Below are 22,054 nucleotides of genomic sequence, written 5' to 3' on the forward strand. Positions count from 1 at the left end.
TCGGATGCTCGCCGACAAGGACCGCATCTTCACCAACATCTACGGCTTCCACGACAAGAGCCTGAAGGGCGCGATGGCGCGCGGGCACTGGGACGGCACCAAGGCCATCATCGACAAGGGCCGGGACTGGATCATCCAGGAGATGAAGGATTCCGGCCTGCGCGGCCGTGGCGGCGCCGGCTTCCCGACCGGCCTCAAGTGGTCGTTCATGCCGAAGCAGTCGGATGGCCGGCCGCACTATCTCGTCGTCAATGCCGACGAATCCGAGCCGGGCACCTGCAAGGACCGCGAGATCCTGCGCAACGACCCGCACACGCTGATCGAGGGCTGCCTGATCGCCGCCTGCGCCATGGGCGCGCATGTGGGCTATATCTACGTGCGCGGCGAGTTCATCCGCGAGCGCGAGGCGCTGCAGCGCGCCATCGACGAGTGCTACGACGCAGGGCTCCTCGGCAAGGGCAACACGAACGGCTGGGATTTCGATCTCTACGTTCACCACGGCGCCGGCGCCTATATCTGCGGCGAGGAGACGGCGCTGCTGGAGAGCCTCGAGGGCAAGAAGGGCCAGCCGCGCCTGAAGCCCCCGTTCCCGGCGAACATGGGCCTCTACGGCTGCCCGACCACGGTGAACAACGTCGAGTCGATCGCTGTCGCGCCGACCATCCTGCGCCGCGGCGCGTCCTGGTTCTCGTCCTTCGGCAAACCGAACAATGTCGGCACCAAGCTGTTCTGCGTCTCCGGCCATGTGAACAAGCCGGCGACCTTCGAGGAGGCGATGTCGATCCCCTTCTCGGAACTGGTCGAGAAGCATTGCGGCGGCATCCGCGGCGGCAAGGACAACCTGCTGGCGGTCATTCCCGGCGGCTCGTCGGTGCCACTCGTTCCGGCCGAGCAGATCTGGGACGCGGCGATGGACTTCGATTCGCTCCGCGCCCTGCGCTCGGGCCTCGGAACGGCGGCGGTCATCGTCCTCGACAAGTCGACGGACGTGGTGAAGGCGATCACCCGCATCTCCTACTTCTACAAGCACGAGAGCTGCGGCCAGTGCACGCCGTGCCGCGAGGGCACGGGGTGGATGTGGCGTGTTCTCACCCGCATGTCGGAAGGCCGCGCCCAGAAGAAGGAGATCGACATGCTCCTCGAGGTGGCGGGGCAGGTCGAGGGTCACACGATCTGCGCGCTCGGCGATGCCGCGGCCTGGCCTGTCCAGGGCCTGATCCGGCATTTCCGTCACGAGATCGAGAAGAAGATCGACGCCTATTCGGCCAACCCGCACGGCGAGCCCGTGCGTATCGCTGCGGAGTGAACCCGATGACCCGGCACGGCCTCTTCCTGATCGGTGCTCTCGCCCTCGGCGGCTGCGTCACGGCGGCCCCGCCGCCGCCGCGCCCGACCGGCGAGGCCGCGCTGCGCGTCGCCATCAACGCCTCGCCTGAGTTCGTTCGCCAGACCATCCTGATGCGGGCGGCCTCGCGGGGCACGCAGGGGCGGACGCCCAATCCGCGCACCATCGTGCTGGAGCGCCAGATCACCGAGACGACGCCCGCCCTGCAGGCCGTCTGCGGTCCGCACAAGCCGGGCCGCCGGGTCAGCGTGGTCATCACGACCGAGCGCGCCGGCACCCGCACGGCCGTCACCGAACGACGCTTCCTCATCGACGGCGACGGCACCCGCTGCGCCGTTGTGCTCACCCCCGAGGACGTCGCCGCCGGCAACCGCTCCCTCGCCGAATTGAAGGCGCAGGTCGAGACACAGATGGCGGGGCGCTGACGACCATGACCGCGGCCCGTCCCAGCACCGGCGCTCTGCCCTCCGCTTGCCGCGGAGTACGGACGTCTGTGCGGTCGGGCCGCGCCGCAACCGTGCCTTTCGACAAGAAGCCGACCTCGGGAAACGCCTCGCAAAGGGGCCAGTGCATCACCGCAACCGCGATGGAGGGCCGGCCATGACCGCTGCCGCCAATACCGTGAGTGCATTGCCGACCGGCAGGATTGCCCCGCTCAACGCTATGGCCGGCCCGGCCATGGCGGCGATGGTGCTGCCGACGACCATGATGATGGGCGGTTTCGTCGCCATGTGCGGCGTCGGCTATGCCTTCGCCCGCGCATTCGCCCTGACCGTCCGCGACGAAGCGGTGCCCGCGAAGGCGCCGGCTCCTGCCGCGCCTTCCGCGGTTGCGGCGCCGCGGCTCGTGGTGTCGAACCCGGTGGCGCCTGTCGTGAAGGCCGCGGCGGTGGAAGCCGCGAAGCCGACGCCGCCCAAGCCGTCGGGCGCACCGCCGAAGCCGACGCCGCCGGGCGGCTCGCCGCCGAAGCCCAGGGCGGCCAAGGCCGCCAATTCGAAGGAAGCGGCGCCAGCCCCCAAGGCAAGCGCCGTGACGCTGCCCGCCGCCGAGGTCACGGCTGTTGTCGCGGTCGAGGCTGCCAAGCCCGTTCCGGCCAAGCCGACCGGCTCGCCGCCGAAGCCGACGCGGCCGGGCGGTTCGCCTCCGAAGCCCAAGGCCGTCAAGGCTGTATCGCCGAAGGATGCGGCTCCCGCGCCGAAAGCCGGCGCGGCAAAGCCGCCCGCCGCGGAGGTCCTAGCTGTCGCCGAGGTCGAGGCTTCGAAGCCCGTTCCGGCGAAGCCAACGGGGATACCGCCGAAGCCGACGACGCCGGGCGGCTCGCCGCCGAAACCGAAAATGGCTGCGGCTTCAACGGTGAAGGCCGCGAAGAGCGGTGCCGCTGCAAAAAAAGTAATCCCCAGCGTGCCGAAACCGCTGACAATCGAGACCACATCGACGTCGAAGGGCATTTCGCTGCCCAAGGTGTCGTTCCAGAAGAAGCCGGGCGTCGCCCCGGGCAAGGACTGATGCGTTTCGCCGCCCGCAAGCGGGTGGCGGTGATGAAATGAGGGGCGGCGCGAGCCGCCTCACGAGGATGCCGGGGCCGCCGTCGGGTGGTCCTGGCCAAGACCGGATGGAATGAGCCGATGGCGAAGGTGATCGTCGACGGGCAGGAGATCGAGGTCCCGGCCGAGTACACGCTGATGCAGGCGTGCGAGGCGGCCGGCGCCGAGATTCCGCGCTTCTGCTACCATGAGCGGCTGTCGATCGCCGGCAACTGCCGCATGTGCCTCGTCGAGGTGAAGGGCTCGCCGAAGCCGGTGGCCTCCTGCGCCCAGAACGTGCGCGACCTGCGTCCCGGCCCGAACGGCGAGGCGCCCGTCATCAACACCAAGACCCCGCTGGTGAAGAAGGCCCGCGAGGGCGTGATGGAATTCCTGCTCATCAATCACCCGCTGGATTGCCCCATCTGCGACCAGGGCGGCGAGTGCGACCTGCAGGACCAGGCCATGGCCTATGGCGTCGACAAGTCGCGCTACAGCGAGAACAAGCGCGCGGTCGAGGACAAATATATCGGCCCGCTGGTGAAGACGGTGATGACGCGCTGCATCCACTGCACGCGCTGCGTCCGCTTCACCACCGAGGTCGCCGGCATCTCCGAACTCGGCCTCATCGGCCGCGGCGAGGACGCCGAGATCACAACCTATCTTGAGCAGGCGATGACCTCCGAGCTGCAGGGCAACGTCGTCGACCTCTGCCCCGTCGGCGCGTTGACCTCGAAGCCCTTCGCCTTCAACGCCCGCCCTTGGGAACTCCTGAAGACCGAATCCACCGACATGATGGATGCGGTCGGCTCTGCCATCCGTGTCGATGCGCGCGGCCGCGAGGTCATGCGCGTGCTGCCGCGCCTCAACGAGGCGGTCAACGAGGAGTGGATCTCCGACAAGACCCGCCACGTCGCCGACGGCCTGCGCTCGCAGCGCCTCGACCGGCCCTATATCCGCGAGAACGGCCGCCTGCGCCCCGCGACCTGGCCGGAGGCGTTCGAGGCGATCGCCGCCAAGGTCAAGGCGACCGCCCGCGACAAGATCGGTGCGATCGCCGGCGACATGGCGACGCTGGAGGAAATGTACGCGCTCAAGGGCCTCGTCTCGACCCTCGGTTCGCAGAACATCGACGGCCGCCAGGACGGTGTGAAGCTCGACCCGGCGCTCGGCCGCGCGACCTACGTCTTCAATCCCGGCATCGCCGGGATCGAGGAGGCCGACGCCATCCTGCTGGTCGGCACCAATCCGCGGCGCGAGGCGCCGCTCGTTAATGCCCGCATCCGCAAGCGCTGGCGCATGGGCGGGGTGAAGATCGCCGTCATCGGCGAGGTGGTCGATCTCACCTACAAGTATGACTATCTCGGCGCCGGTCCTGACACGCTGGCCGACGTCGTCTCGGGCAAGCACTCCTTCGCCGAGGTGCTGAAGGGCGCCACGAAGCCGCTGGTCATCGTCGGTCAGGGGGCGCTTGCCCGCGCCGACGGTCCGGCCGTCCTGTCGCTCGCCGCCCATGCCGCCACCGCCTTCGGCGCGGTGGCCGAGGGCTGGAACGGGTTTGCGGTGCTGCACACCGCGGCCTCGCGGGTCGGCGCGCTTGATCTCGGACTCGTGCCGGGCGAGGGCGGCCTCGACGCGGCGGCCATGGCGGGGGGCGGCGTCGATCTCCTGTTCAATCTCGGCGCCGACGAGATCGCCGTCGCGGACGGCCCCTTCGTCGTCTATGTCGGCACCCACGGCGACCGCGGCGCGCACCGCGCCGACGTCATCCTGCCGGGCGCCGCCTATACCGAGAAGGCGGGCCTCACTGCCAACACGGAAGGCCGCATCCAGGTGGTAAACCGCGCCGGCTTCCCGCCGGGCGACTCCAAAGAGGACTGGGCCATCCTGCGCGCCCTCTCCGACGTGCTCGGCGTGAAGCTGCCCTACGACTCGCTGCAGCAACTGCGCGCCGCCATGGCGAAGGACCATCCTCACACGCTTCGGATCGGCGTTCTCGGCCCGGTGGATGCCGGCGCCATCGGCGCGCTCGCCGGCAAGGGCGGCAAAGTGGAGGCCGCACCTTTCGCGGCCGTCATCGACGACTTCTACATGACCAACCCGATTGCCCGCGCTTCGGCGACGATGGCCGAATGTTCGGCAATCGCCAAAGCCGCGCACCGGCAGGCGGCGGAGTAAGGCAGAGCCATGGACTTCTTCTGGACCCATCTCTGGCCGATCGTCCTCATCGCCATCCAGAGTCTCGTGCTCATGGTGGCGCTGCTGGTGTTCGTCGCCTTCATCCTGCTCGCCGACCGCAAGATCTGGGCGGCGGTGCAGCTGCGCCGCGGCCCGAACGTCGTCGGCCCCTTCGGCCTGCTGCAGAGCTTCGCCGACCTGTTGAAGTTCGTCTTCAAGGAGCCGGTCATCCCGGCAGGCGCCAACAAGGGCGTCTTCCTGCTGGCGCCCTTCGTCTCGGTCCTCCTGGCGCTCGCGGCCTGGGCGGTGATCCCGCTCGCCGACGGCTGGGTGATCGCCGACCTCAATGTCGGCGTCCTCTTCATCTTCGCGGTGTCGTCGCTGGGCGTCTATGGCGTGATCATGGGCGGCTGGGCGTCCAACTCGAAGTACCCGTTCCTCGGCGCGCTGCGCTCGGCGGCGCAGATGGTGTCCTACGAGGTCTCCATCGGCTTCGTCATCATCTGCGTGCTGCTCTGCGTCGGCTCGCTCAACCTCTCCGACATCGTCAAGGCGCAGGACAAGAGCATCGGCATGTTCGGCTGGTTCTGGCTGCCGCTGTTCCCGGTGTTCGTGATCTTCTTCATCTCGGCGCTGGCGGAGACCAACCGCCCGCCCTTCGACCTGCCCGAGGCCGAGTCCGAGCTCGTCGCCGGCTTCATGGTCGAGTACGGCTCGACGCCGTACATGATGTTCATGCTGGCCGAATACGTGGCCATCATGACCATGTGCTCGCTCACCACCATCCTGTTCCTCGGGGGCTGGCTGCCGCCGTTCCCGATCGCGCCCTTCACCTGGGTGCCGGGCGTGGTGTGGTTCGTTCTCAAGATTTCGCTGGTCTTCTTCATGTTCGCCATGGTGAAGGCCTTCGTGCCCCGCTACCGCTACGACCAGCTCATGCGGCTCGGCTGGAAGGTGTTCCTGCCGATCTCGCTGGCGATGGTCGTGGTGGTTGCGGCCGTGCTGCAGTTCACCGGCTGGGCGCCGTAAGGGGCCCGGCATGGAAGGCTTGTTCACCCCGGCCGGACTGATCGGCGCCCTGGTGGGCGCCGCGGTCGGCTGGGTCGACTACCGGATCGTCTCGGGTCTGGTGGCGGGCAAGCTGAGGCAGACCGATCGCTCGACCACCCCGGCCGAGCGGCAGGACTACGAGCGCCGGATCGTCCTGGCGCAGCGGATCCTGATGGTCGTCATCGTGCCCGCCTTCGCGGGGCTTGGATACTGGCTCGGCCGCTCGCTCAGCGGCTGGGGCATTTGAGGAGAAGAGGTCCATGGCGTCGACGTTCCGGCTCGACCGCGCGGCCAAAGCCCTGTTCCTGACGGAGTTCGTCTCGGCGTTCTTCCTGTCGATGCGCTATTTCTTCAAGCCGAAGGCGACGATCAACTACCCCTTCGAGAAGGGGCAGATCTCGCCGCGCTTCCGGGGCGAGCATGCGCTGCGCCGCTATCCGAACGGCGAGGAGCGCTGCATCGCCTGCAAGCTGTGCGAGGCGATCTGCCCGGCCCAGGCCATCACCATCGAGGCCGGCCCGCGCCGCAATGACGGCACCCGGCGGACGACGCGCTACGACATCGACATGGTGAAGTGCATCTACTGCGGCTTCTGCCAGGAAGCCTGCCCGGTGGACGCCATCGTCGAGGGGCCGAACTTCGAGTTCGCCGTGGAGACGCGCGAGGAGCTCTATTTCGACAAGGCGCGGCTGCTTTCGAACGGTGATCGCTGGGAACGCGAGATCGCCGACAGCCTGAAGAAGGACGCGCCCTACAGGTGACGACACGCGGGATGCGGCCGGGCGGTTCGCCGTCTGGACGCCTTCCAACTTGGACTTTAAGAGTGGCGCGCGCAGGGCTCCCCCGAGTCTCACCGAGCGCTTCCTTGGAAACAGGAACGGGGCAAAGGGGCAGATGCTCGCCGGTCTCTTCTTCTACCTTTTCGCAGCGGTGCTCGTGGCGTCCGCCTTCATGGTGATCGCCGCGCGCAATCCCGTGCACTCGGTGCTGTTCCTCATCCTCGCCTTCGTCAACGCCTCCGGCCTGTTCGTGCTGATGGGCGCGGAGTTCCTGGCGATGATCCTGGTGGTCGTCTATGTCGGCGCGGTGGCGGTGCTGTTCCTCTTCGTCGTCATGATGCTGGACATCGACTTCGTCGAGCTGCGCCAGGGTTTCCTGCAGTACCTGCCGGTCGGCGCGCTGATCGGCCTTGCCGTGCTGGCCGAGCTGTTCATGGTGATCGGCGCCTGGACCATCGGCGGCGCCGCGCCGAAGACGCTGACCGCGCCGATCCCCGCCGGCATCACCAATGCCGAGGCGCTGGGACAGGTCCTCTACACGAAGTACGTCTATTTCTTCCAGCTCTCGGGCCTCGTGCTGCTGGTCGCCATGATCGGCGCCATCGTGCTGACGCTCAGCCACCGCACCGGCGTCAAGCGGCAGGACCCGGGCGCGCAGTCGGCGCGCACGCCCGAGACGGCCATCGAGGTGGTCAAGGTCAAGACGGGCGAGGGGGTCTGATCCATGTTCACCATCGGTCTGTCCCACTACCTCTCTGTCGCGGCGATCCTGTTCACGCTGGGCATGCTCGGCATCTTCCTCAACCGGAAGAACATCATCGTCATCCTGATGTCGATCGAGCTGATCCTCCTGTCGGTGAACATCAATCTCGTCGCCTTCTCCACCCATCTGGGCGATCTGGTCGGCCAGGTCTTCGCGCTGCTGGTGCTGACGGTGGCGGCCGCAGAGGCGGCCATCGGGCTCGCCATTCTCGTCGTCTTCTTCCGCAACCGCGGCTCGATCGCGGTGGAAGACGTCAACATGATGAAGGGCTGACCGGTCCATGTATCAGGCCATCGTCTTCCTTCCGCTCGTCGGCTTCCTGATCGCCGGCCTGTTCGGCCGGGCACTCGGCGCGCGCGCCTCCGAGATCGTCACCACCAGCCTTCTCGGCATCTCGGCGCTTCTGTCCTGGGTCGCCTTCTACCAGGTCGGCTATGCCGGGCAGGGCACCACGGTCGAGCTCTTCCGCTGGATCAGCGCGGGATCGCTGAACGTCTCGTGGTCGCTGCGCATCGACACCCTCACCGCCGTCATGCTGGTGGTGGTGAACTCGGTCTCCTTCGTCGTGCACCTCTATTCCATCGGCTACATGCACGAGGATCCGGACCGGCCGCGCTTCTTCGCCTACCTGTCCTTCTTCACCTTCGCCATGCTGATGCTGGTGACGGCCAACGACCTCCTCCAGATGTTCTTCGGCTGGGAGGGTGTCGGCGTCGCCTCCTACCTGCTCATCGGGTTCTGGTACAAGAAGCCCTCGGCCAATGCCGCGGCGATGAAGGCCTTCATCGTCAACCGCGTCGGCGACTTCGGCTTCCTGCTCGGCATCTTCGGCCTCTACCATCTCACCGGCGCCATCGGTTTCGAGGCCGTGTTCGGCGCGGCTCCGGGCCTTGCCGGCCAGAAGATGGAGTTCCTCGGCTATCAGCTCGACGCGCTCACCATCGTCTGCCTTCTCCTGTTCATGGGCGCCATGGGCAAGTCGGCGCAGTTCCTGCTGCACACATGGCTGCCCGACGCCATGGAAGGCCCGACGCCGGTCTCGGCCCTCATCCACGCCGCGACCATGGTCACCGCCGGCGTGTTCATGGTGGCGCGCCTGTCGCCCGTCTTCGAATATGCGCCCATCGCCCTGCAGGTCGTGATCTTCTTCGGCGCCACCACCGCCTTCTTCGCCGCCACCGTCGGCCTCGTGCAGAACGACATCAAGCGCGTCATCGCCTATTCGACCTGCTCGCAGCTCGGCTACATGTTCGTGGCGCTCGGGGCAGGGGCCTATTCGGTCGGCATCTTCCACCTCTTCACCCACGCCTTCTTCAAGGCGCTGCTGTTCCTCGGCGCCGGCTCGGTCATCCACGCGATGCACCACGAGCAGGACATCCGGCGGATGGGCGGTCTCAGCACGCACATCAAGTTCACCTATGCGATGATGGTGATCGGCACGCTGGCGCTGACCGGGTTCGGCATCCCGTTCCTGCACATCGGCTTTGCCGGCTATCACTCGAAGGACGCGATCATCGAGGTCGCCTATGCCGCGCAGGGCGCCATGGGGCCCTATGCCTTCGTCATGACGGTCGCCGCCGCGCTGATGACCTCGTTCTACTCCTGGCGCCTGATCTTCATGACCTTCCATGGCAAGCCGCGCTGGGAGCATCACGGCGATCATGCGCATGCCGACGCTCATGCCCACGCGGCCGATGCGGCCCATCGCGACCACGCCCATGCCGATGATTCGCATGGCCACCAAGGCCATGCCCACACGCCGCATGAGAGCCCGCTGGTGATGCTGGTGCCCCTCGGCCTGCTCGCCGTCGGAGCGGTGCTGTCGGGCGTCGTCTTCATGAAGAAGTTCACCGACGAGGCCGGCATCAAGGGCTTCTTCCGCGACTCCATCTTCATGCGGCCGGAGAACCACATCATCCACGACTTCCACAGCGTGCCCGGCTGGGTTCCGTGGACGCCCTTCGTGATGATGGCGATCGGCTTCGCGCTCGCCTGGTACATGTACATCAGGCGACCCGACGTGCCGGCGAAGCTCGCCCGCGAGCATCAGGGCCTGTACCAGTTCCTGCTCAACAAGTGGTACTTCGACGAACTCTACGACCGCATCTTCGTGCGGCCGGCGCGCTGGCTCGGCCGCTTCCTCTGGAAGAAGGGCGACGGCTGGCTGATCGACGGCTTCGGGCCCGACGGCATCGCCGCGCGCGTCGTCGACGTCACCCGCGGCGTGGTGCGCCTGCAGACCGGCTACGTCTATCACTATGCCTTTGCCATGCTGATCGGTGTCGCGGCTCTCGCCACCTGGTTCATGTTCTCCGGCGGCGTCGGAGGAGCACGTTGATGTCGAATGCCCCGATCCTCTCGCTGATCACCTTCCTGCCGCTGCTCGGCGCCGCGCTCATCCTCATGGTGCGCGGCGACGACGAGGCCGCGAAGCGCAACATCCGCATGATCGCGCTGTTCGCGACGCTGGTGACCTTCGGGCTGTCGCTGATCCCGGTCTGGCTGTTCAACCCGGCGACGGCGGAGTTCCAGTTCGTCGAGAAAGCCGCCTGGCTCGGCGGCGTCATCAGCTACCGGATGGGCGTCGACGGCATCTCGCTGCCGCTGGTCATCCTCACCACCTTCCTGATGCCTTTCTGCATCCTCGCCTCGTGGGTCTCCATCGACAAGCGGGTGAAGGAATACATGGTGGCCTTCCTGGTGCTCGAGACGCTGATGATCGGCGTCTTCTGCGCCCTCGACATCGTGCTGTTCTACCTGTTCTTCGAGGCCGGCCTGATCCCGATGTTCCTCATCATCGGGATCTGGGGCGGCAAGCGGCGCGTCTATGCGGCCTACAAGTTCTTCCTCTACACGCTGCTAGGCTCGGTCCTGATGCTCCTCGCCATCATGGCGATGATCTGGACCGCCGGCACCTCGGACATTGCCGAGCTCCTGCGGAACGGCCCGAAGGTCTTCTCGCGCGACATGCAGTTCTGGCTGTGGATCGCCTTCTTCGCCTCCTTCGCGGTGAAGATGCCGATGTGGCCGGTGCATACCTGGCTGCCGGACGCGCACGTCGAGGCGCCGACGGCCGGCTCGGTGATCCTGGCCGGCGTGCTGCTGAAGATGGGCGGCTACGGCTTCCTGCGCTTCTCGCTGCCGATGTTCCCGGAGGCCAGCGCCTTCTTCGCGCCCTTCGTGTTCACCCTCTCGGTGATCGCCATCATCTACACCTCGCTGGTGGCGATGATGCAGGAGGACATCAAGAAGCTGATCGCCTACTCCTCCGTGGCCCACATGGGCTTCGTCACCCTGGGCATCTTTGCCGGCAACGCCGAGGGCATCCAGGGCGCCGTCTTCCAGATGATCTCGCACGGCATCGTCTCGGGGGCGCTCTTCCTCTGCGTCGGCGTCGTCTATGACCGCATGCACACCCGCGAGATTGCCGCCTATGGCGGCCTCGTGAACCGCATGCCGATCTACGCCGTCATCTTCATGGTCTTCACCATGGCCAATGTCGGCCTTCCCGGCACCTCGGGATTCGTCGGCGAATTCCTGACGCTCATGGGCACGTTCAAGGCCTCCACCAAGGCGGCCTTCCTCGCTGCCACCGGCGTCATCCTCTCGGCCTGCTATGCGCTCTGGCTCTACCGCCAGGTGATCTGGGGCGAACTGACCAAGCCCTCGCTGAAGGCCATCACCGACGTCGACCGCCGCGAGCTGACGATCCTCGTCCCGCTGGTGGTGCTGACGATCTTCTTCGGCGTCTATCCGCGTCCGATCCTGGCGACCTCCGAGGTCGCGGTGAACGCGCTGGTGGAATCCTACAATCAGGCGAACGGAGCGGCCCGCACGGCCGCTGCCGTTCCGCCGCGCTGACGGTGCCGACGATGAATGCTCCGGTCCTCGACTTCGTCCCCATCCTGCCCGAGATGATCCTGGCGCTCGGCGCCATGGCGCTGCTCATGTACGGCGCCTTCGTCGGCGAGCGCTCCGCCGGAACCGTGACGACCGTCTCCATCGTGCTGCTCGTCGCGGCCGCGGCCGCGGTGATGATGATCGGCGGCGCGCCGCGCACCGCCTTCGGCGCCTCCTTCGTGTTCGACGCCTTCGCCCGCTACATGAAGGTTCTGGCCTTCCTCGGCGCGGCGGTCGCCCTGATGATGTCGCAGGACTTCCTCAGGCGCGAGAAGATCGAGAAGTTCGAGTTCCCGATCCTCATCCTCCTGTCGACCACCGGCATGGGCGTGCTGATCTCGGCGGGCGACCTCATCGCGCTCTACATGGGCCTCGAGCTCATGTCGCTGGCGCTCTACGTCATCGCCTCGATCCACCGCGACAATGCCAAATCGACGGAAGCCGGCCTGAAATACTTCGTTCTCGGGGCGCTGTCCTCCGGCATGCTGCTCTACGGCTGCTCGCTGATCTACGGCTTCACCGGCACGGTGGAGTTCGCGGGCATCGCCACGGCGCTCAAGGGCGGCCCGATTGGGCTCGGCCTCGTCTTCGGCCTCGTCTTCCTGATCGCGGGCATGGCCTTCAAGGTCTCGGCGGTGCCGTTCCACATGTGGACGCCCGACGTCTATGAGGGCGCACCGACGCCGGTGACAGCCTTCTTCGCCGCCGCGCCGAAGGTCGCCGCCATCGCCATCTTCGCCCGGGCGCTGACCACGGGCTTCCCGGCTGCCACGCACCAGTGGCAGCAGATCGTCGTCTTCGTGTCGGTCGGCTCCATGCTGCTCGGCGCCTTCGCGGCCATCGGCCAGACCAACATCAAGCGCCTGATGGCCTACTCCTCCATCGGCCACATGGGCTTCGCGCTGGTCGGCCTGTCGGCCGGCACGGCCACCGGCGTGCAGGGCGTCGCGGCCTACATCGCCATCTACATGATCATGACGCTCGGCACCTTCGCCTGCATCACGGCGATGCGGCGCGGCGACGAGGCGGTGGAGACCATCGACGACCTCGCGGGACTGTCGCGCACCAATCCGCTGATGGCGGCGGCGCTCGCGGCGCTGCTGTTCTCGCTCGCCGGCATTCCGCCGCTCGCCGGCTTCTTCGCCAAGTGGTACGTCTTCTCGGCGGCCATCGAGGCCAAGCTCTACACGCTGGCTGTCATCGGCGTGCTGTCGAGCGTGGTCGGCTGCTACTACTATCTGCGCATCGTGAAGCTGATGTATTTCGACGAGCCGGCGCCGGCCTTCTCGCCGGTGCGGCTGGAGCTGAAGACGGTTCTGGTGGCCTCCGCCCTGTTCAATACCTTCTTCGTCCTCTATCCGGCGCCGCTCGTCGCGGCCGCGGCCGCTGCGGCGCGCTCGCTCTTCTGAGCCGGATGACCGAACTGTTGCGGCTCATGCCGCGTATCGGGAGGGTCGGTCTTGTCCCGGCCTTTCGCCGCTTATAGGACTGCCGCCTGGACGGCTTGCCGGCCCGGCGACGACCGTTGCGTGCCATCCGCCCGTATTGACGACCCAAGAAGCAGAGTTCCGTGCTGACCCTTTCCGACACCGCCGCGGCGGCTGGCTATCACCTCCTCCATCTGACCGAAGTCGGTTCGACCAACGCCGAGGCGTTGGCGCGCGGGGCGGCCGGCGAGGTCAGGCCGACCTGGGTCGTCGCCGACCGGCAGGTGGCGGGCAGGGGGCGGCGCGGGCGCGACTGGGCGGGCTTCGAGGGCAATCTCTTCGCGACGCTGCTCCTGACCGATCCCGCTCCGGCGCCGCGTATTGCCGAACTGTGCTTCGTCACCGCGCTGGCGCTGGACGATGCGCTGCTGACCCTCGCGCCGGATCTGGAGGCGCGCTTCAAGGTGAAGTGGCCGAACGATGCGCTGCTCGACGGCGCCAAGGTATCGGGCACCCTGATCGAGGCGACGACGCGCGGCTCGGCCACGCAGGTCGCCATCGGCATCGGCGTCAACATCACGCGCCATCCCGAGGGCATGCCCTACCCGACGATATCCCTGCAGGCCGCCGGCATCGACGTGACGCGCGACGCCGTCTTCGCCGCGCTCAGCCGCTCCATGGTCACCGCGCTCGCCATATGGCGGCGGGGTGACGGTTTCAACGCGATCCGCGCCGGGTGGATCGCCCGTGCGCACAATCTGGGAGGCCATCTGGTGGTGAGGACCGACGACCGGCGGATCGAGGGGATTTTCGTGGGGCTGGACCCGCAGGGGCGGCTGCTCCTCGACACGCCGGACGGGCGCGAGGCGGTGACGGTCGGCGAGGTCGTGCCGACCCTGCCGGCGACGGTGCACTGACATGCCGAAGCGCGTCCCCCACGGTCCCGCCGAGGAACTGGTCTTCTGCCCGCTCGGCGGAGTCGGCGAGATCGGCATGAACTTCTCGCTCTACGGCTTCGGCTCGCCGGCGAAGAAAGACTGGATCGCCGTCGATTGCGGCGTCGCCTTCGCAGGCCTCGACCTGCCGGGCATCGACCTGATCATGCCGGACCCGCGCTTCATCGCCGGGGAGAAGAAGCGGCTGCGCGCGCTCATCATCACCCACGCGCACGAGGACCATATCGGCGCGGTTGCGGACCTCTGGCCGCGCCTCGGCTGCCCGGTCTATCTGACGCCCTTCGCGGCCGCCATGCTCGAGGCCAAGCGCCTGTCGGAGGCCGGCGCGCCGAAGATGCCGATCCACATCATCCGGCCAGGCCAGCAGATCGACCTCGGGCCGTTCTCCTTCGAGATGATCGCCGTCGCCCATTCGATCCCCGAGGCGACCTCGCTCGCCATCCGCACGCCGCTGGGGCTCGTCATTCATACGGGCGACTGGAAGATCGATCCGACACCGGTGCTCGGCGACGTCACCGACGAGGCCCGCTTCCGGGCGCTCGGCGACGAGGGCGTGCTCGCCATGATCGGCGATTCCACCAATGCCATCCGCGAGGGCATCTCGCCCTCCGAGCGGGAGGTGGCCTCGGAGCTCGAGAAGATCATCCGCGCCGCGAAGGGCAGGGTTGCGGTGACCACCTTCGCCTCCAACGCCGGACGCATCCGCTCGGTGGCGGAAGCCGCCATGCGCTGCGACAGGCAGGTGGTGCTGGTCGGCCGCGCCATGGAGCGCGTCATCGGCATCGCCCGCGAGCAGGGCATGCTGGAGGGCATTCCGCCCTTCGTCGGCGCCGAATCCTATGGCTACATCCCGCGCGACAAGATGGTGGCGGTGCTCACCGGCAGCCAGGGTGAGCCGCGCGCGGCGCTGGCCCGCATCGCCAACGACGATCATCCGGAGGTGACGCTGACCCCTGGCGACACGGTCGTCTTCTCCTCGCGCACCATCCCCGGCAACGAGAAGGCCGTCGGCGCGATCATCAACAACCTGATCAAGCAGGGCGTGAAGATCATCACCGACCGCGACGGGCTGGTGCATGTCTCCGGCCATCCGCGCCGCGGCGAGATGGAGCAGATGTATTCCTGGGTCAGGCCGAAGATCGCCATCCCGGTCCACGGCGAGGCCTATCACATGGCCGAACACGCCGCGCTGGCGAAGCGCATGGGCGTCAAGGATGTCATCCTCGCCAATGACGGCGACATGGTGCGGCTCGCGCCCGGCGAGCCGGACGTTGTCGACACCGTGCCGGCGCAGCGGCTCTTCAAGGACGGATCGCTGCTGATCGAGGAGGCGGCGCGGGTCGTTCCCGAGCGCCGGCGCCTGTCGTTTGCCGGCATCGTCTCGGTCGCCATCGCGCTGGACGACCGCGGACAGATCGTCGGCGACATCCAGATGGACATGGCCGGCGTGCCCGAACAGGACGCGACGGGCGAGGATCTCGCCGAACTCGTCGAGGAAACGGTCATCGATTGCGTCGAAGGTCTGCCCAAGGCCCGCCGCCGCGATCCGGATGCGGTGGCCGAAAGCGTCACCCGCGCCATCCGCGGCACTCTCAACGGCAAGTGGGGCAAAAAGCCGATGTGCCACGTGCTGGTGCTGACGGTATAAGACGGCATGAGGAACGGGGCGGTCGGCAGTCGGTATGACCGCGGCGTCCAGGGTTCCGACTGCCGATTGCCCATCGCCGACTGCCGAGCGGAGCCTTTCATGATCGGACGCCTCAACCACGTCGCCATCGCCGTCCGCGACATCGAGAAGGCGAGCGCGCTCTACCGCGACACGCTGGGAGCGAAGGTCACGCCGCCGGTCGACCAGCCGGCCCATGGCGTCACCGTCGTCTTCGTCGAACTGCCCAACACCAAGATCGAATTCCTGCAGCCGCTCGGCGCCGACAGCCCGATCGCGAAATTCCTCGACAAGAACCCGGACGGCGGCATCCACCACGTCTGCTACGAGGTCGACGACATCATCGCCGCGCGCGATCATCTGAAAGCCTGCGGCGCGCGTATCCTGGGGGATGGCGAGCCGAAGATCGGCGCGCACGACAAGCCGGTGCTGTTCCTGCACCCGAAGGACTTCAACGGAACGCTGGTGGAACTGGAACAGGCATGAGCATTGCGGCCGCCGTCGCCATCTATTTCATCATCTGGTGGCTGACCCTGTTCGCCATCCTGCCCTTCGGCGTGCGTTCGCAGGTCGAGGCTGGGGCCGTCATCCCCGGCAGCGAGCCCGGGGCGCCGCACCGGACCGCCATGCTGCGGAACGTGATCTGGACGACCATCGTCGCCGCCATCCTGTTCGGCCTCTATTATGCGAACTATACACTCGGGATCATCACCCTCGACGACGTCCCCTTCCTGCCCCGGGCCGTCATCCACTGACCCCAAGCGGCCGGACCTGTATGCTGCAATGCAGCGCAAGATCGGGTCAGTATTCTTCCGGAAGGGTGTTTTTGCACTTTTTTTCGCCACCCCATGCCCAAGTTGGTGACAAAACATTTTCTGTCGTCTAGCGTCTCCTTGCTGCAAGAAAGAAACCGTCCGCTCGCGAAGGTGGAAAGGTTTCATGGCTCAGGTCTTGGGAGGAAGACCCCCTGGGGCGGAGGTTCGGGAGAGCCCTCGTCACGGGATACAAAACAGAAGACGGCTGGCGCGATCTCCGCGACGCTGAACTTCGAACGCATGGCCTAGAGGAGGCGGGATCCCTGATCCCGCCTTTCCTTTTTCTGGCGGTCCGTCATCTCCCGGCACGCAGCCGAGCCGACGGCGTTCCAGGCATCGCGTCGCCGGGACCCTGGATTTTCGGGCCGCCGACTTGCTTCCGCCGTCAAAAACGGGTCAATTCCGCCTCCCGCGCTGCCGAAGGCGTCGCGCCCTCATGCCACCGCCGTTCCGAGGTCTTCGATGCGTCTCTCCCGCTATTTTCTGCCCATCCTGCGCGAGACGCCCAAGGAAGCCGAGATCGTCTCCCACCGCCTGATGCTGCGCGCCGGCATGGTGCGGCAGGAGAGCGCCGGCATCTATGCCTGGCTGCCGCTCGGCCTGAGGGTGCTGAACAAGGTGCAGCAGATCGTGCGCGAGGAGCAGAACCGCTCCGGCGCTATCGAGCTCCTGATGCCGACCATCCAGTCGGCCGATCTGTGGCGCGAGAGCGGGCGCTACGACGCCTATGGCAAGGAGATGCTGCGGATCCGCGACCGGCACGACCGCGAGATGCTGTTCGGGCCGACCAACGAGGAGATGATCACCGAGATCTTCCGGGCCTATGTGAAGAGCTACAAGGACCTGCCGCTCAACCTCTACCACCTGCAGTGGAAGTTTCGCGACGAGGTGAGGCCCCGCTTCGGCACCATGCGGTCGCGCGAGTTCCTGATGAAGGACGCCTATTCCTTCGACCTCGACAAGGAGGGTGCGGTCCACGCCTACAACAAGATGTTCGTCGCCTATCTGCGCACCTTCGAGCGGCTCGGCCTGAAGTCGATCCCGATGCGCGCCGACACCGGCCCGATCGGCGGCGACCTCAGCCACGAGTTCATCATCCTCGCCGAGACCGGCGAGAGCCAGGTCTATTGCCACAGGGACTATCTCGACTTCGCCGTGCCGCCGGCCGACACCAATTTCGACGATGTCGATGGCATTAAGGCGACGGTGGCGAAGTGGACCTCGCTCTATGCCGCCACCGACGAGATGCATGACGCAGCCGCCTATGACGCGATCCCCGAGGCCTCGCGCGTTTCGGCCCGCGGCATCGAGGTCGGCCACATCTTCTATTTCGGCACCAAGTACTCCGACCCCATGGGAGCGACGGTGCAGGGGCCCGACGGCAAGCCGGTGCCCGTCCACATGGGCTCCTACGGCATTGGCCCGACCCGCGTGGTCGCCGCCATCATCGAGGCCTGCCACGACGAGGCCGGCATCAAGTGGCCGGCGGCGGTCGCGCCGTTCACGGTGTCCGTCATGAACCTGAAGCAGGGCGACAGCGCCTGCGACGCCGCCTGCGAGGAACTCTACCGCACGCTCTCCGCCAAGGGCGTCGATGTGCTCTACGACGACCGCGACGACCGGCCGGGCGCCAAGTTCGCCACCGCCGACCTGATCGGCATCCCCTACCAGGTGATGATCGGTCCGCGCGGCCTCGCCGAGGGCAAGGTGGAACTGAAGCTGCGCGCCACGGGCGATCGCGAACTGCTGAGCCCGGCCGATGTGGTGGCGCGGGTCACGGGGGCCTGAGGCGTGGCGACCGGCGGGGTGGAGATCAGGCCTGTCGGCCCCGCCGATTCCGGCCTGTTCGCGCGCGTCGCCCCGGATGTCTTCGACGGCCCTTTCGTGCCTGCCCGGCTCGCGGCCTATCTCGCCGCTCCCGGTCACCTGATGGTGCTCGCCATCAGGGACGGTGCGGTGGTGGGGCAGGTCGGGGCGGTGATCCACCGGCATCCCGATATGGCGACGGAACTCTACATCGACAATCTCGGCGTGACGCCCGCGCTTCACCGCCATGGGATCGGCCGGCGGCTGGTCGAGGCGGTGATGGAGATCGGGCGAGAGCAGGGCTGCGCCGAGGCGTGGGTCGCGACCGAGACCGGCAACCGCGCCGCGCGGGGGCTGTACCGGCGGCTCGGACCGAAGGAGGAGGCCGCCGTGGCCTTCTATCTCTACGATCTCTGAGCCGGCATGAGGACGGTGGCAGGCGTCCGGTCACAAGCCGGGCAGGGCCGCCATGGCTTGCACCGGCCGGCCGATGTCCCATCTGACCGAGGAGCGGGGACGACCCCGCGCTTCCCGACAATCCCGCGGGTGGGGACGACCCTGTCCTGACGGAGGGCCGCCATGGCCTGGATCACCCTGTTCGTCGCCGGCCTGTTCGAGATCGGCTGGGCCATCGGACTGAAATACACCGACGGCTTCACGCGACCCCTGCCGACCGTCCTCACCATCGCCAGCATGATCGTCAGCATCGGCCTTCTCGGCCTCGCGCTGAAGACGCTTCCGGTCGGCACCGCCTATGCGATCTGGACCGGCATCGGGACCGTAGGCACGGTGGCGCTCGGCATTGTGCTGCTCGGCGAGAGCGTCAATGCGCTCAGGCTCGCCTGCATCGGACTGATCGTTGCCGGCATTCTCGGGCTGAAGGTCGTTTCGCCGGAATGATGAGTCGGACGAATCACTTGGCAGGGAATGCTGAGGGAGTGATTCCGCTGCGTCACATGTTGATTCAGCGGGTGCCCGCGGCTGGGCGGCCTGCGGAACAGAGTCGGCAAGCCGCGCCAAGCCATTGATCGTCAATCGCAATCGTCAGGCGAGCGTGAACGCCTCGTGGATGGCGCTCTTCACGCCGCCGCCCATCTGCGGACCGCCGCCTGCGACGTAGATGGCATCGCCGATGGCGACCGCCCCCATGCCGTGGCGCGGGGTGAGCATGGGGGCGTAGGCCTCCCATTTGTCGGCGACCGGGTCATAGGCCTCGTTCTGGCCATAGACGCGGTTCCAGCCCTCGCCGCCCATGCAGAAGATCTTGCCGCGATAGAGCACGGCGCCGTGGCCGGAGCGGGCGGTGGGCATGTGGTTGCGCGCCGTCCACTTGTCCTCCTTCGGATCATAGACGTGATGGAGGACGGAGTTGGTGTGGAAACTGTCGACGCGCCCGCCGATGAGATGGATGAGGCCGTTCAGGGCGACGATGCCGGTATGGTCGCGGCCGAGCGGCATGGGGGCGAGCTTCGTCCAGCGGTCGTCCTTCGGGTCATAGACCAGGTGCCAGTCGATCGACTTGCGATTGGCGAAGGTGGTGCCGACGGCGCCGCCGATGGCATGGATGCGCTCGCCCATATTGACGCAGGCGATGGCGCCGCAGGCCTCAGGGAGGGGGCGGATCGCTGTCCACCGGTCGCCGTCGGCGCCCCAGACGAAGCACTCGGCATGGGGCGTGCGGTTCTGCTCGATGAAGCCGCCGATGGCATAGAGCTTCGTGCCGGAGACAGCGACGCCGACATGGTTGGCACCGCGCGGCACCTCGGCGGCGGCGATCCAGCTGTTCGCGGCGGGATCGTAGACATGGTGATAGGGGCGGTCGACCCGCTGCTCGGCATAGCCGCCGACGAGGTGCATGCGCCCCTCGCGGCCGACCGCCCAGGCCATTTCGGTGCGCGGGATGGGGAGGGGCGCCCGCGGCGTCCAGCGGCCGGGATGGGCGGCCATGGGGACCGGGCTCGCCGAATAGACCTGGCTGTGATGGATGTCGGGGATATCGACGCGGCCGGGGGCGTTGAGCCGCTCGAACTGGCCGTCGCGGTGGGGATGATGCGGGCCGTGCTGGGAATGCTGCGTCTGGGCGAGGGCAGCGCCTGACAGGGTGGCAAGGCCGCCGGAGAGCATCAGGCGTCGGGAGGGATGGGTCATCGCGATCACCGTGTCTGAGGACGATGGCGTGGAAGCTAGCGCGCCGGCGGCGCAGGGCAACGCCGGTGGTGGCCTAGACCGCTGACGGCGTCCGCCATCGATGACGACTTGCATTCGACGCCGCCTGCGCCAAATTCAGCCCATGACGCAGAAGAATCCCATCGCCCCCGGCACCGGCGGGGCCACCACTCCGGCAGGACGCGGCACCGGCGGAGTGTCCGTGTCCGGCGCGGCCGATATCTCCGCCTTCCTGAAGACGGCGGCCGCAGTCGGCCCGCCGAAGGTGCCCGGCGAGCGCGGGCGCCTCGTCTTCGCCCTGGATGCGACCGCAAGCCGCGAGCCGACCTGGGGCATGGCCCAGGAGATCACCGGCCAGATGTTCACGGAGGCCGCGAAGGTCGGCACGCTGGACATCCAGCTCGTCTTCTTCCGTGGCATGGGCGAATGCCGTTCTTCGGGCTGGGTGGCCGATGCCGCGCGCCTGAAGGATCTCATGCGCAAGGTCTCCTGCATCGGCGGCCAGACGCAGATCGGCCGCATCCTGTCGCATGCTGCGGAGGAGGCGGGCGCGCGCCGCATCCACGCCGTCGTCTATGTGGGCGATGCCATGGAGGAGAGTCTCGACGACCTCTGCGGCAAGGCGGGCCGCCTCGCCATGGCCAAGGTGCCGGTCTTCACCTTTCTGGAGGGCGGCGATCCGGTGGCCGAGCATGCCTATCGCGAGATCGCAAGGATCACGCGGGGCGCCTTCGCCCGGTTCGACCCCGGCGCAGCCTCGCAATTGGCGGAACTCCTCAAGGCGGTCGCGGCCTTTGCCTCCGGTGGCCGGCTGGCGCTGGCGGATGCGGCGAAAGGCTCGCGCGGCGCGCAACTCCTGCTCGGGCAGATGGGTTAGGGTGCCATGCTCCCGCGTTTTCTTCACGCGAACCGGTGCCCAACTCGCTCGAAAACGCTATAGACGCGACCCATGACCTATTTCATCGCGGGCCTGATCGCGCTCATTGTCTTTTCGGGCGCCCTCAACCAGATCCTGGGCGCCAATCCCAAATGGCTGTCGAACCAGATGAAGAAGGTGGGCGGCGTCGCCGCAATCGCCTTCGGGCTGTTCCTTCTGGCGCGCGGGCGCTGGGAGATGGCCTTGCCCGCCTTTCTGGCCGGCGCGACGCTGCTCGGCCTCGTGCCGGGGCAGGCCATGCTGTCGGGATGGGGGCAGGCGGGACAGAAGACGCCCAGCCAGTCGTCGACGGTCAGGTCGCGCTTCGTCGAGATGGTGCTCGATATCGATACCGGGCACATGACCGGCCGGATCCTTGCCGGCTCGCTCGCCGGCCAGGCGCTGGAGCAGATCCCGGTGCCGCGGCTGATCCAGGCCTTCGCCGAGATCGACGCGGAAAGCGCGCAGCTACTCGAGGCTTATCTTGACCGCCGGGAGCCCGGCTGGCGTGAACACGGAAATGGCTATGCGGGTGCGGGGCAGGGCGGCCCGGCGGCTTCGAGCGCCATGACCGAGGAGGAGGCCTACCAGATCCTTGGCCTTCAGCCCGGGGCGGACGAGGAGGCCATCCGCGGCGCGCATCGCGCGCTGATGAAGAAGCTGCACCCCGACCAGGGCGGCTCGACGTGGCTCGCCTCGCGTGTCAACCAGGCCAAGGACACCCTCCTGGATCGTCATCGCCGGAACTCCTGAAACACGTGTCA

At 67.3% G+C, this 22,054-nt stretch carries 22 protein-coding genes; 21 read left to right on the forward strand and 1 reads right to left on the reverse strand.

What is annotated here, in order from left to right; all coding sequences use genetic code 11:
- The first annotated feature begins 4 nt into the window (after nucleotides 1–4).
- From nuoF to sugE, 19 genes are all read left to right on the forward strand, one after another.
- A complete protein-coding gene (gene nuoF / locus ACJ4V0_RS11700; RefSeq protein WP_448299750.1) occupies nucleotides 5–1,306 on the forward strand; it encodes an NADH-quinone oxidoreductase subunit NuoF in 1,302 nt (433 codons plus the stop codon).
- A gap of 5 nt (nucleotides 1,307–1,311) precedes the next feature.
- A complete protein-coding gene (locus ACJ4V0_RS11705) occupies nucleotides 1,312–1,770 on the forward strand; it encodes a hypothetical protein (RefSeq protein WP_448299751.1) in 459 nt (152 codons plus the stop codon).
- 175 nt (nucleotides 1,771–1,945) lie between these two features.
- Complete coding sequence (locus ACJ4V0_RS11710; protein ID WP_448299752.1) at nucleotides 1,946–2,851, forward strand: hypothetical protein; 906 nt, start codon at nucleotides 1,946–1,948, stop codon at nucleotides 2,849–2,851.
- A 119-nt stretch (nucleotides 2,852–2,970) separates the two neighbouring features.
- Nucleotides 2,971–5,046, forward strand: coding sequence for an NADH-quinone oxidoreductase subunit NuoG (gene nuoG, locus ACJ4V0_RS11715; protein ID WP_448299753.1), 2,076 nt, complete (start codon nucleotides 2,971–2,973; stop codon nucleotides 5,044–5,046).
- A 9-nt stretch (nucleotides 5,047–5,055) separates the two neighbouring features.
- Nucleotides 5,056–6,075: an NADH-quinone oxidoreductase subunit NuoH gene (nuoH, locus tag ACJ4V0_RS11720; RefSeq protein ID WP_448299754.1), complete on the forward strand. Its 1,020-nt coding sequence runs from the start codon at nucleotides 5,056–5,058 to the stop codon at nucleotides 6,073–6,075.
- Between the two features lie 10 nt (nucleotides 6,076–6,085).
- Entirely contained in the window at nucleotides 6,086–6,343 is a 258-nt protein-coding gene (locus ACJ4V0_RS11725) for a hypothetical protein (RefSeq protein WP_448299755.1), read from the forward strand.
- A 13-nt stretch (nucleotides 6,344–6,356) separates the two neighbouring features.
- Complete coding sequence (gene nuoI, locus ACJ4V0_RS11730) at nucleotides 6,357–6,857, forward strand: NADH-quinone oxidoreductase subunit NuoI (RefSeq protein ID WP_448299756.1); 501 nt, start codon at nucleotides 6,357–6,359, stop codon at nucleotides 6,855–6,857.
- Nucleotides 6,858–6,990: 133 nt separating this feature from the next.
- The gene (locus tag ACJ4V0_RS11735; protein ID WP_448299757.1) at nucleotides 6,991–7,596 is read left to right on the forward strand and encodes an NADH-quinone oxidoreductase subunit J; all 606 of its coding nucleotides are present in this window, start codon (nucleotides 6,991–6,993) and stop codon (nucleotides 7,594–7,596) included.
- A gap of 3 nt (nucleotides 7,597–7,599) precedes the next feature.
- The gene (gene nuoK, locus ACJ4V0_RS11740; RefSeq protein WP_448299758.1) at nucleotides 7,600–7,911 is read left to right on the forward strand and encodes an NADH-quinone oxidoreductase subunit NuoK; all 312 of its coding nucleotides are present in this window, start codon (nucleotides 7,600–7,602) and stop codon (nucleotides 7,909–7,911) included.
- A 7-nt stretch (nucleotides 7,912–7,918) separates the two neighbouring features.
- A complete protein-coding gene (nuoL, locus tag ACJ4V0_RS11745; protein ID WP_448299759.1) occupies nucleotides 7,919–9,976 on the forward strand; it encodes an NADH-quinone oxidoreductase subunit L in 2,058 nt (685 codons plus the stop codon).
- Nucleotides 9,976–11,499 carry an NADH-quinone oxidoreductase subunit M gene (locus ACJ4V0_RS11750; RefSeq protein WP_448299760.1) on the forward strand — a complete coding sequence of 508 codons (1,524 nt, stop codon included), beginning with the start codon at nucleotides 9,976–9,978 and terminating at the stop codon, nucleotides 11,497–11,499. Before nuoL ends, ACJ4V0_RS11750 begins: the two co-directional genes overlap by 1 nt.
- Nucleotides 11,500–11,510: 11 nt before the next feature.
- Nucleotides 11,511–12,947 (forward strand): NADH-quinone oxidoreductase subunit NuoN, encoded by a 1,437-nt coding sequence (gene nuoN, locus ACJ4V0_RS11755; RefSeq protein WP_448299761.1) that lies wholly within the window; start codon nucleotides 11,511–11,513, stop codon nucleotides 12,945–12,947.
- Between the two features lie 161 nt (nucleotides 12,948–13,108).
- Nucleotides 13,109–13,882 carry a biotin--[acetyl-CoA-carboxylase] ligase gene (locus tag ACJ4V0_RS11760; RefSeq protein WP_448299762.1) on the forward strand — a complete coding sequence of 258 codons (774 nt, stop codon included), beginning with the start codon at nucleotides 13,109–13,111 and terminating at the stop codon, nucleotides 13,880–13,882.
- Between the two features lies 1 nt (nucleotide 13,883).
- The gene (locus tag ACJ4V0_RS11765; protein ID WP_448299763.1) at nucleotides 13,884–15,569 is read left to right on the forward strand and encodes a ribonuclease J; all 1,686 of its coding nucleotides are present in this window, start codon (nucleotides 13,884–13,886) and stop codon (nucleotides 15,567–15,569) included.
- A 99-nt stretch (nucleotides 15,570–15,668) separates the two neighbouring features.
- Entirely contained in the window at nucleotides 15,669–16,073 is a 405-nt protein-coding gene (gene mce, locus ACJ4V0_RS11770; RefSeq protein WP_448299764.1) for a methylmalonyl-CoA epimerase, read from the forward strand.
- On the forward strand, nucleotides 16,070–16,342 hold the full coding sequence (locus tag ACJ4V0_RS11775; RefSeq protein ID WP_448299765.1) for a DUF1467 family protein: 273 nt from the start codon (nucleotides 16,070–16,072) through the stop codon (nucleotides 16,340–16,342). The genes mce and ACJ4V0_RS11775 overlap by 4 nt, the downstream gene beginning before the upstream one ends.
- A gap of 522 nt (nucleotides 16,343–16,864) precedes the next feature.
- Nucleotides 16,865–18,190, forward strand: a complete 1,326-nt coding sequence (proS, locus tag ACJ4V0_RS11780) for a proline--tRNA ligase (RefSeq protein ID WP_448299766.1) — start codon at nucleotides 16,865–16,867, stop codon at nucleotides 18,188–18,190.
- Between the two features lie 3 nt (nucleotides 18,191–18,193).
- Nucleotides 18,194–18,625: a GNAT family N-acetyltransferase gene (locus tag ACJ4V0_RS11785; protein WP_448299767.1), complete on the forward strand. Its 432-nt coding sequence runs from the start codon at nucleotides 18,194–18,196 to the stop codon at nucleotides 18,623–18,625.
- Between the two features lie 162 nt (nucleotides 18,626–18,787).
- A complete protein-coding gene (gene sugE / locus ACJ4V0_RS11790; RefSeq protein WP_448299768.1) occupies nucleotides 18,788–19,108 on the forward strand; it encodes a quaternary ammonium compound efflux SMR transporter SugE in 321 nt (106 codons plus the stop codon).
- A gap of 144 nt (nucleotides 19,109–19,252) precedes the next feature.
- Here sugE and ACJ4V0_RS11795 read toward each other — a convergent pair whose 3' ends face one another.
- The gene (locus ACJ4V0_RS11795; RefSeq protein WP_448299769.1) at nucleotides 19,253–20,356 is read right to left on the reverse strand and encodes a Kelch repeat-containing protein; all 1,104 of its coding nucleotides are present in this window, start codon (nucleotides 20,354–20,356) and stop codon (nucleotides 19,253–19,255) included.
- A 142-nt stretch (nucleotides 20,357–20,498) separates the two neighbouring features.
- Here ACJ4V0_RS11795 and ACJ4V0_RS11800 point away from each other — a divergent pair, with 142 nt between their 5' ends.
- Nucleotides 20,499–21,251: a vWA domain-containing protein gene (locus ACJ4V0_RS11800; RefSeq protein ID WP_448299770.1), complete on the forward strand. Its 753-nt coding sequence runs from the start codon at nucleotides 20,499–20,501 to the stop codon at nucleotides 21,249–21,251.
- A 72-nt stretch (nucleotides 21,252–21,323) separates the two neighbouring features.
- Nucleotides 21,324–22,043, forward strand: a complete 720-nt coding sequence (locus ACJ4V0_RS11805; RefSeq protein WP_448299771.1) for a J domain-containing protein — start codon at nucleotides 21,324–21,326, stop codon at nucleotides 22,041–22,043.
- Nucleotides 22,044–22,054 lie beyond the last annotated feature (11 nt).

The organism is Phreatobacter aquiterrae (genome assembly GCF_053471285.1).

Excerpts from the sequence above, each read along its gene's own strand:
- nuoF (WP_448299750.1), top strand. The coding sequence starts at position 5 with ATGCTCGCCGACAAGGACCGCATCTTCACCAACATCTACGGCTTCCAC.
- ACJ4V0_RS11705 (WP_448299751.1), top strand. The coding sequence starts at position 1,312 with ATGACCCGGCACGGCCTCTTCCTGATCGGTGCTCTCGCCCTCGGCGGC.
- ACJ4V0_RS11710 (WP_448299752.1), top strand. The coding sequence starts at position 1,946 with ATGACCGCTGCCGCCAATACCGTGAGTGCATTGCCGACCGGCAGGATT.
- nuoG (WP_448299753.1), top strand. The coding sequence starts at position 2,971 with ATGGCGAAGGTGATCGTCGACGGGCAGGAGATCGAGGTCCCGGCCGAG.
- nuoH (WP_448299754.1), top strand. The coding sequence starts at position 5,056 with ATGGACTTCTTCTGGACCCATCTCTGGCCGATCGTCCTCATCGCCATC.
- ACJ4V0_RS11725 (WP_448299755.1), top strand. The coding sequence starts at position 6,086 with ATGGAAGGCTTGTTCACCCCGGCCGGACTGATCGGCGCCCTGGTGGGC.
- nuoI (WP_448299756.1), top strand. The coding sequence starts at position 6,357 with ATGGCGTCGACGTTCCGGCTCGACCGCGCGGCCAAAGCCCTGTTCCTG.
- ACJ4V0_RS11735 (WP_448299757.1), top strand. The coding sequence starts at position 6,991 with ATGCTCGCCGGTCTCTTCTTCTACCTTTTCGCAGCGGTGCTCGTGGCG.
- nuoK (WP_448299758.1), top strand. The coding sequence starts at position 7,600 with ATGTTCACCATCGGTCTGTCCCACTACCTCTCTGTCGCGGCGATCCTG.
- nuoL (WP_448299759.1), top strand. The coding sequence starts at position 7,919 with ATGTATCAGGCCATCGTCTTCCTTCCGCTCGTCGGCTTCCTGATCGCC.
- ACJ4V0_RS11750 (WP_448299760.1), top strand. The coding sequence starts at position 9,976 with ATGTCGAATGCCCCGATCCTCTCGCTGATCACCTTCCTGCCGCTGCTC.
- nuoN (WP_448299761.1), top strand. The coding sequence starts at position 11,511 with ATGAATGCTCCGGTCCTCGACTTCGTCCCCATCCTGCCCGAGATGATC.
- ACJ4V0_RS11765 (WP_448299763.1), top strand. The coding sequence starts at position 13,884 with ATGCCGAAGCGCGTCCCCCACGGTCCCGCCGAGGAACTGGTCTTCTGC.
- mce (WP_448299764.1), top strand. The coding sequence starts at position 15,669 with ATGATCGGACGCCTCAACCACGTCGCCATCGCCGTCCGCGACATCGAG.
- ACJ4V0_RS11775 (WP_448299765.1), top strand. The coding sequence starts at position 16,070 with ATGAGCATTGCGGCCGCCGTCGCCATCTATTTCATCATCTGGTGGCTG.
- proS (WP_448299766.1), top strand. The coding sequence starts at position 16,865 with ATGCGTCTCTCCCGCTATTTTCTGCCCATCCTGCGCGAGACGCCCAAG.
- sugE (WP_448299768.1), top strand. The coding sequence starts at position 18,788 with ATGGCCTGGATCACCCTGTTCGTCGCCGGCCTGTTCGAGATCGGCTGG.
- ACJ4V0_RS11795 (WP_448299769.1), bottom strand. The coding sequence starts at position 20,356 with ATGACCCATCCCTCCCGACGCCTGATGCTCTCCGGCGGCCTTGCCACC.
- ACJ4V0_RS11800 (WP_448299770.1), top strand. The coding sequence starts at position 20,499 with ATGACGCAGAAGAATCCCATCGCCCCCGGCACCGGCGGGGCCACCACT.
- ACJ4V0_RS11805 (WP_448299771.1), top strand. The coding sequence starts at position 21,324 with ATGACCTATTTCATCGCGGGCCTGATCGCGCTCATTGTCTTTTCGGGC.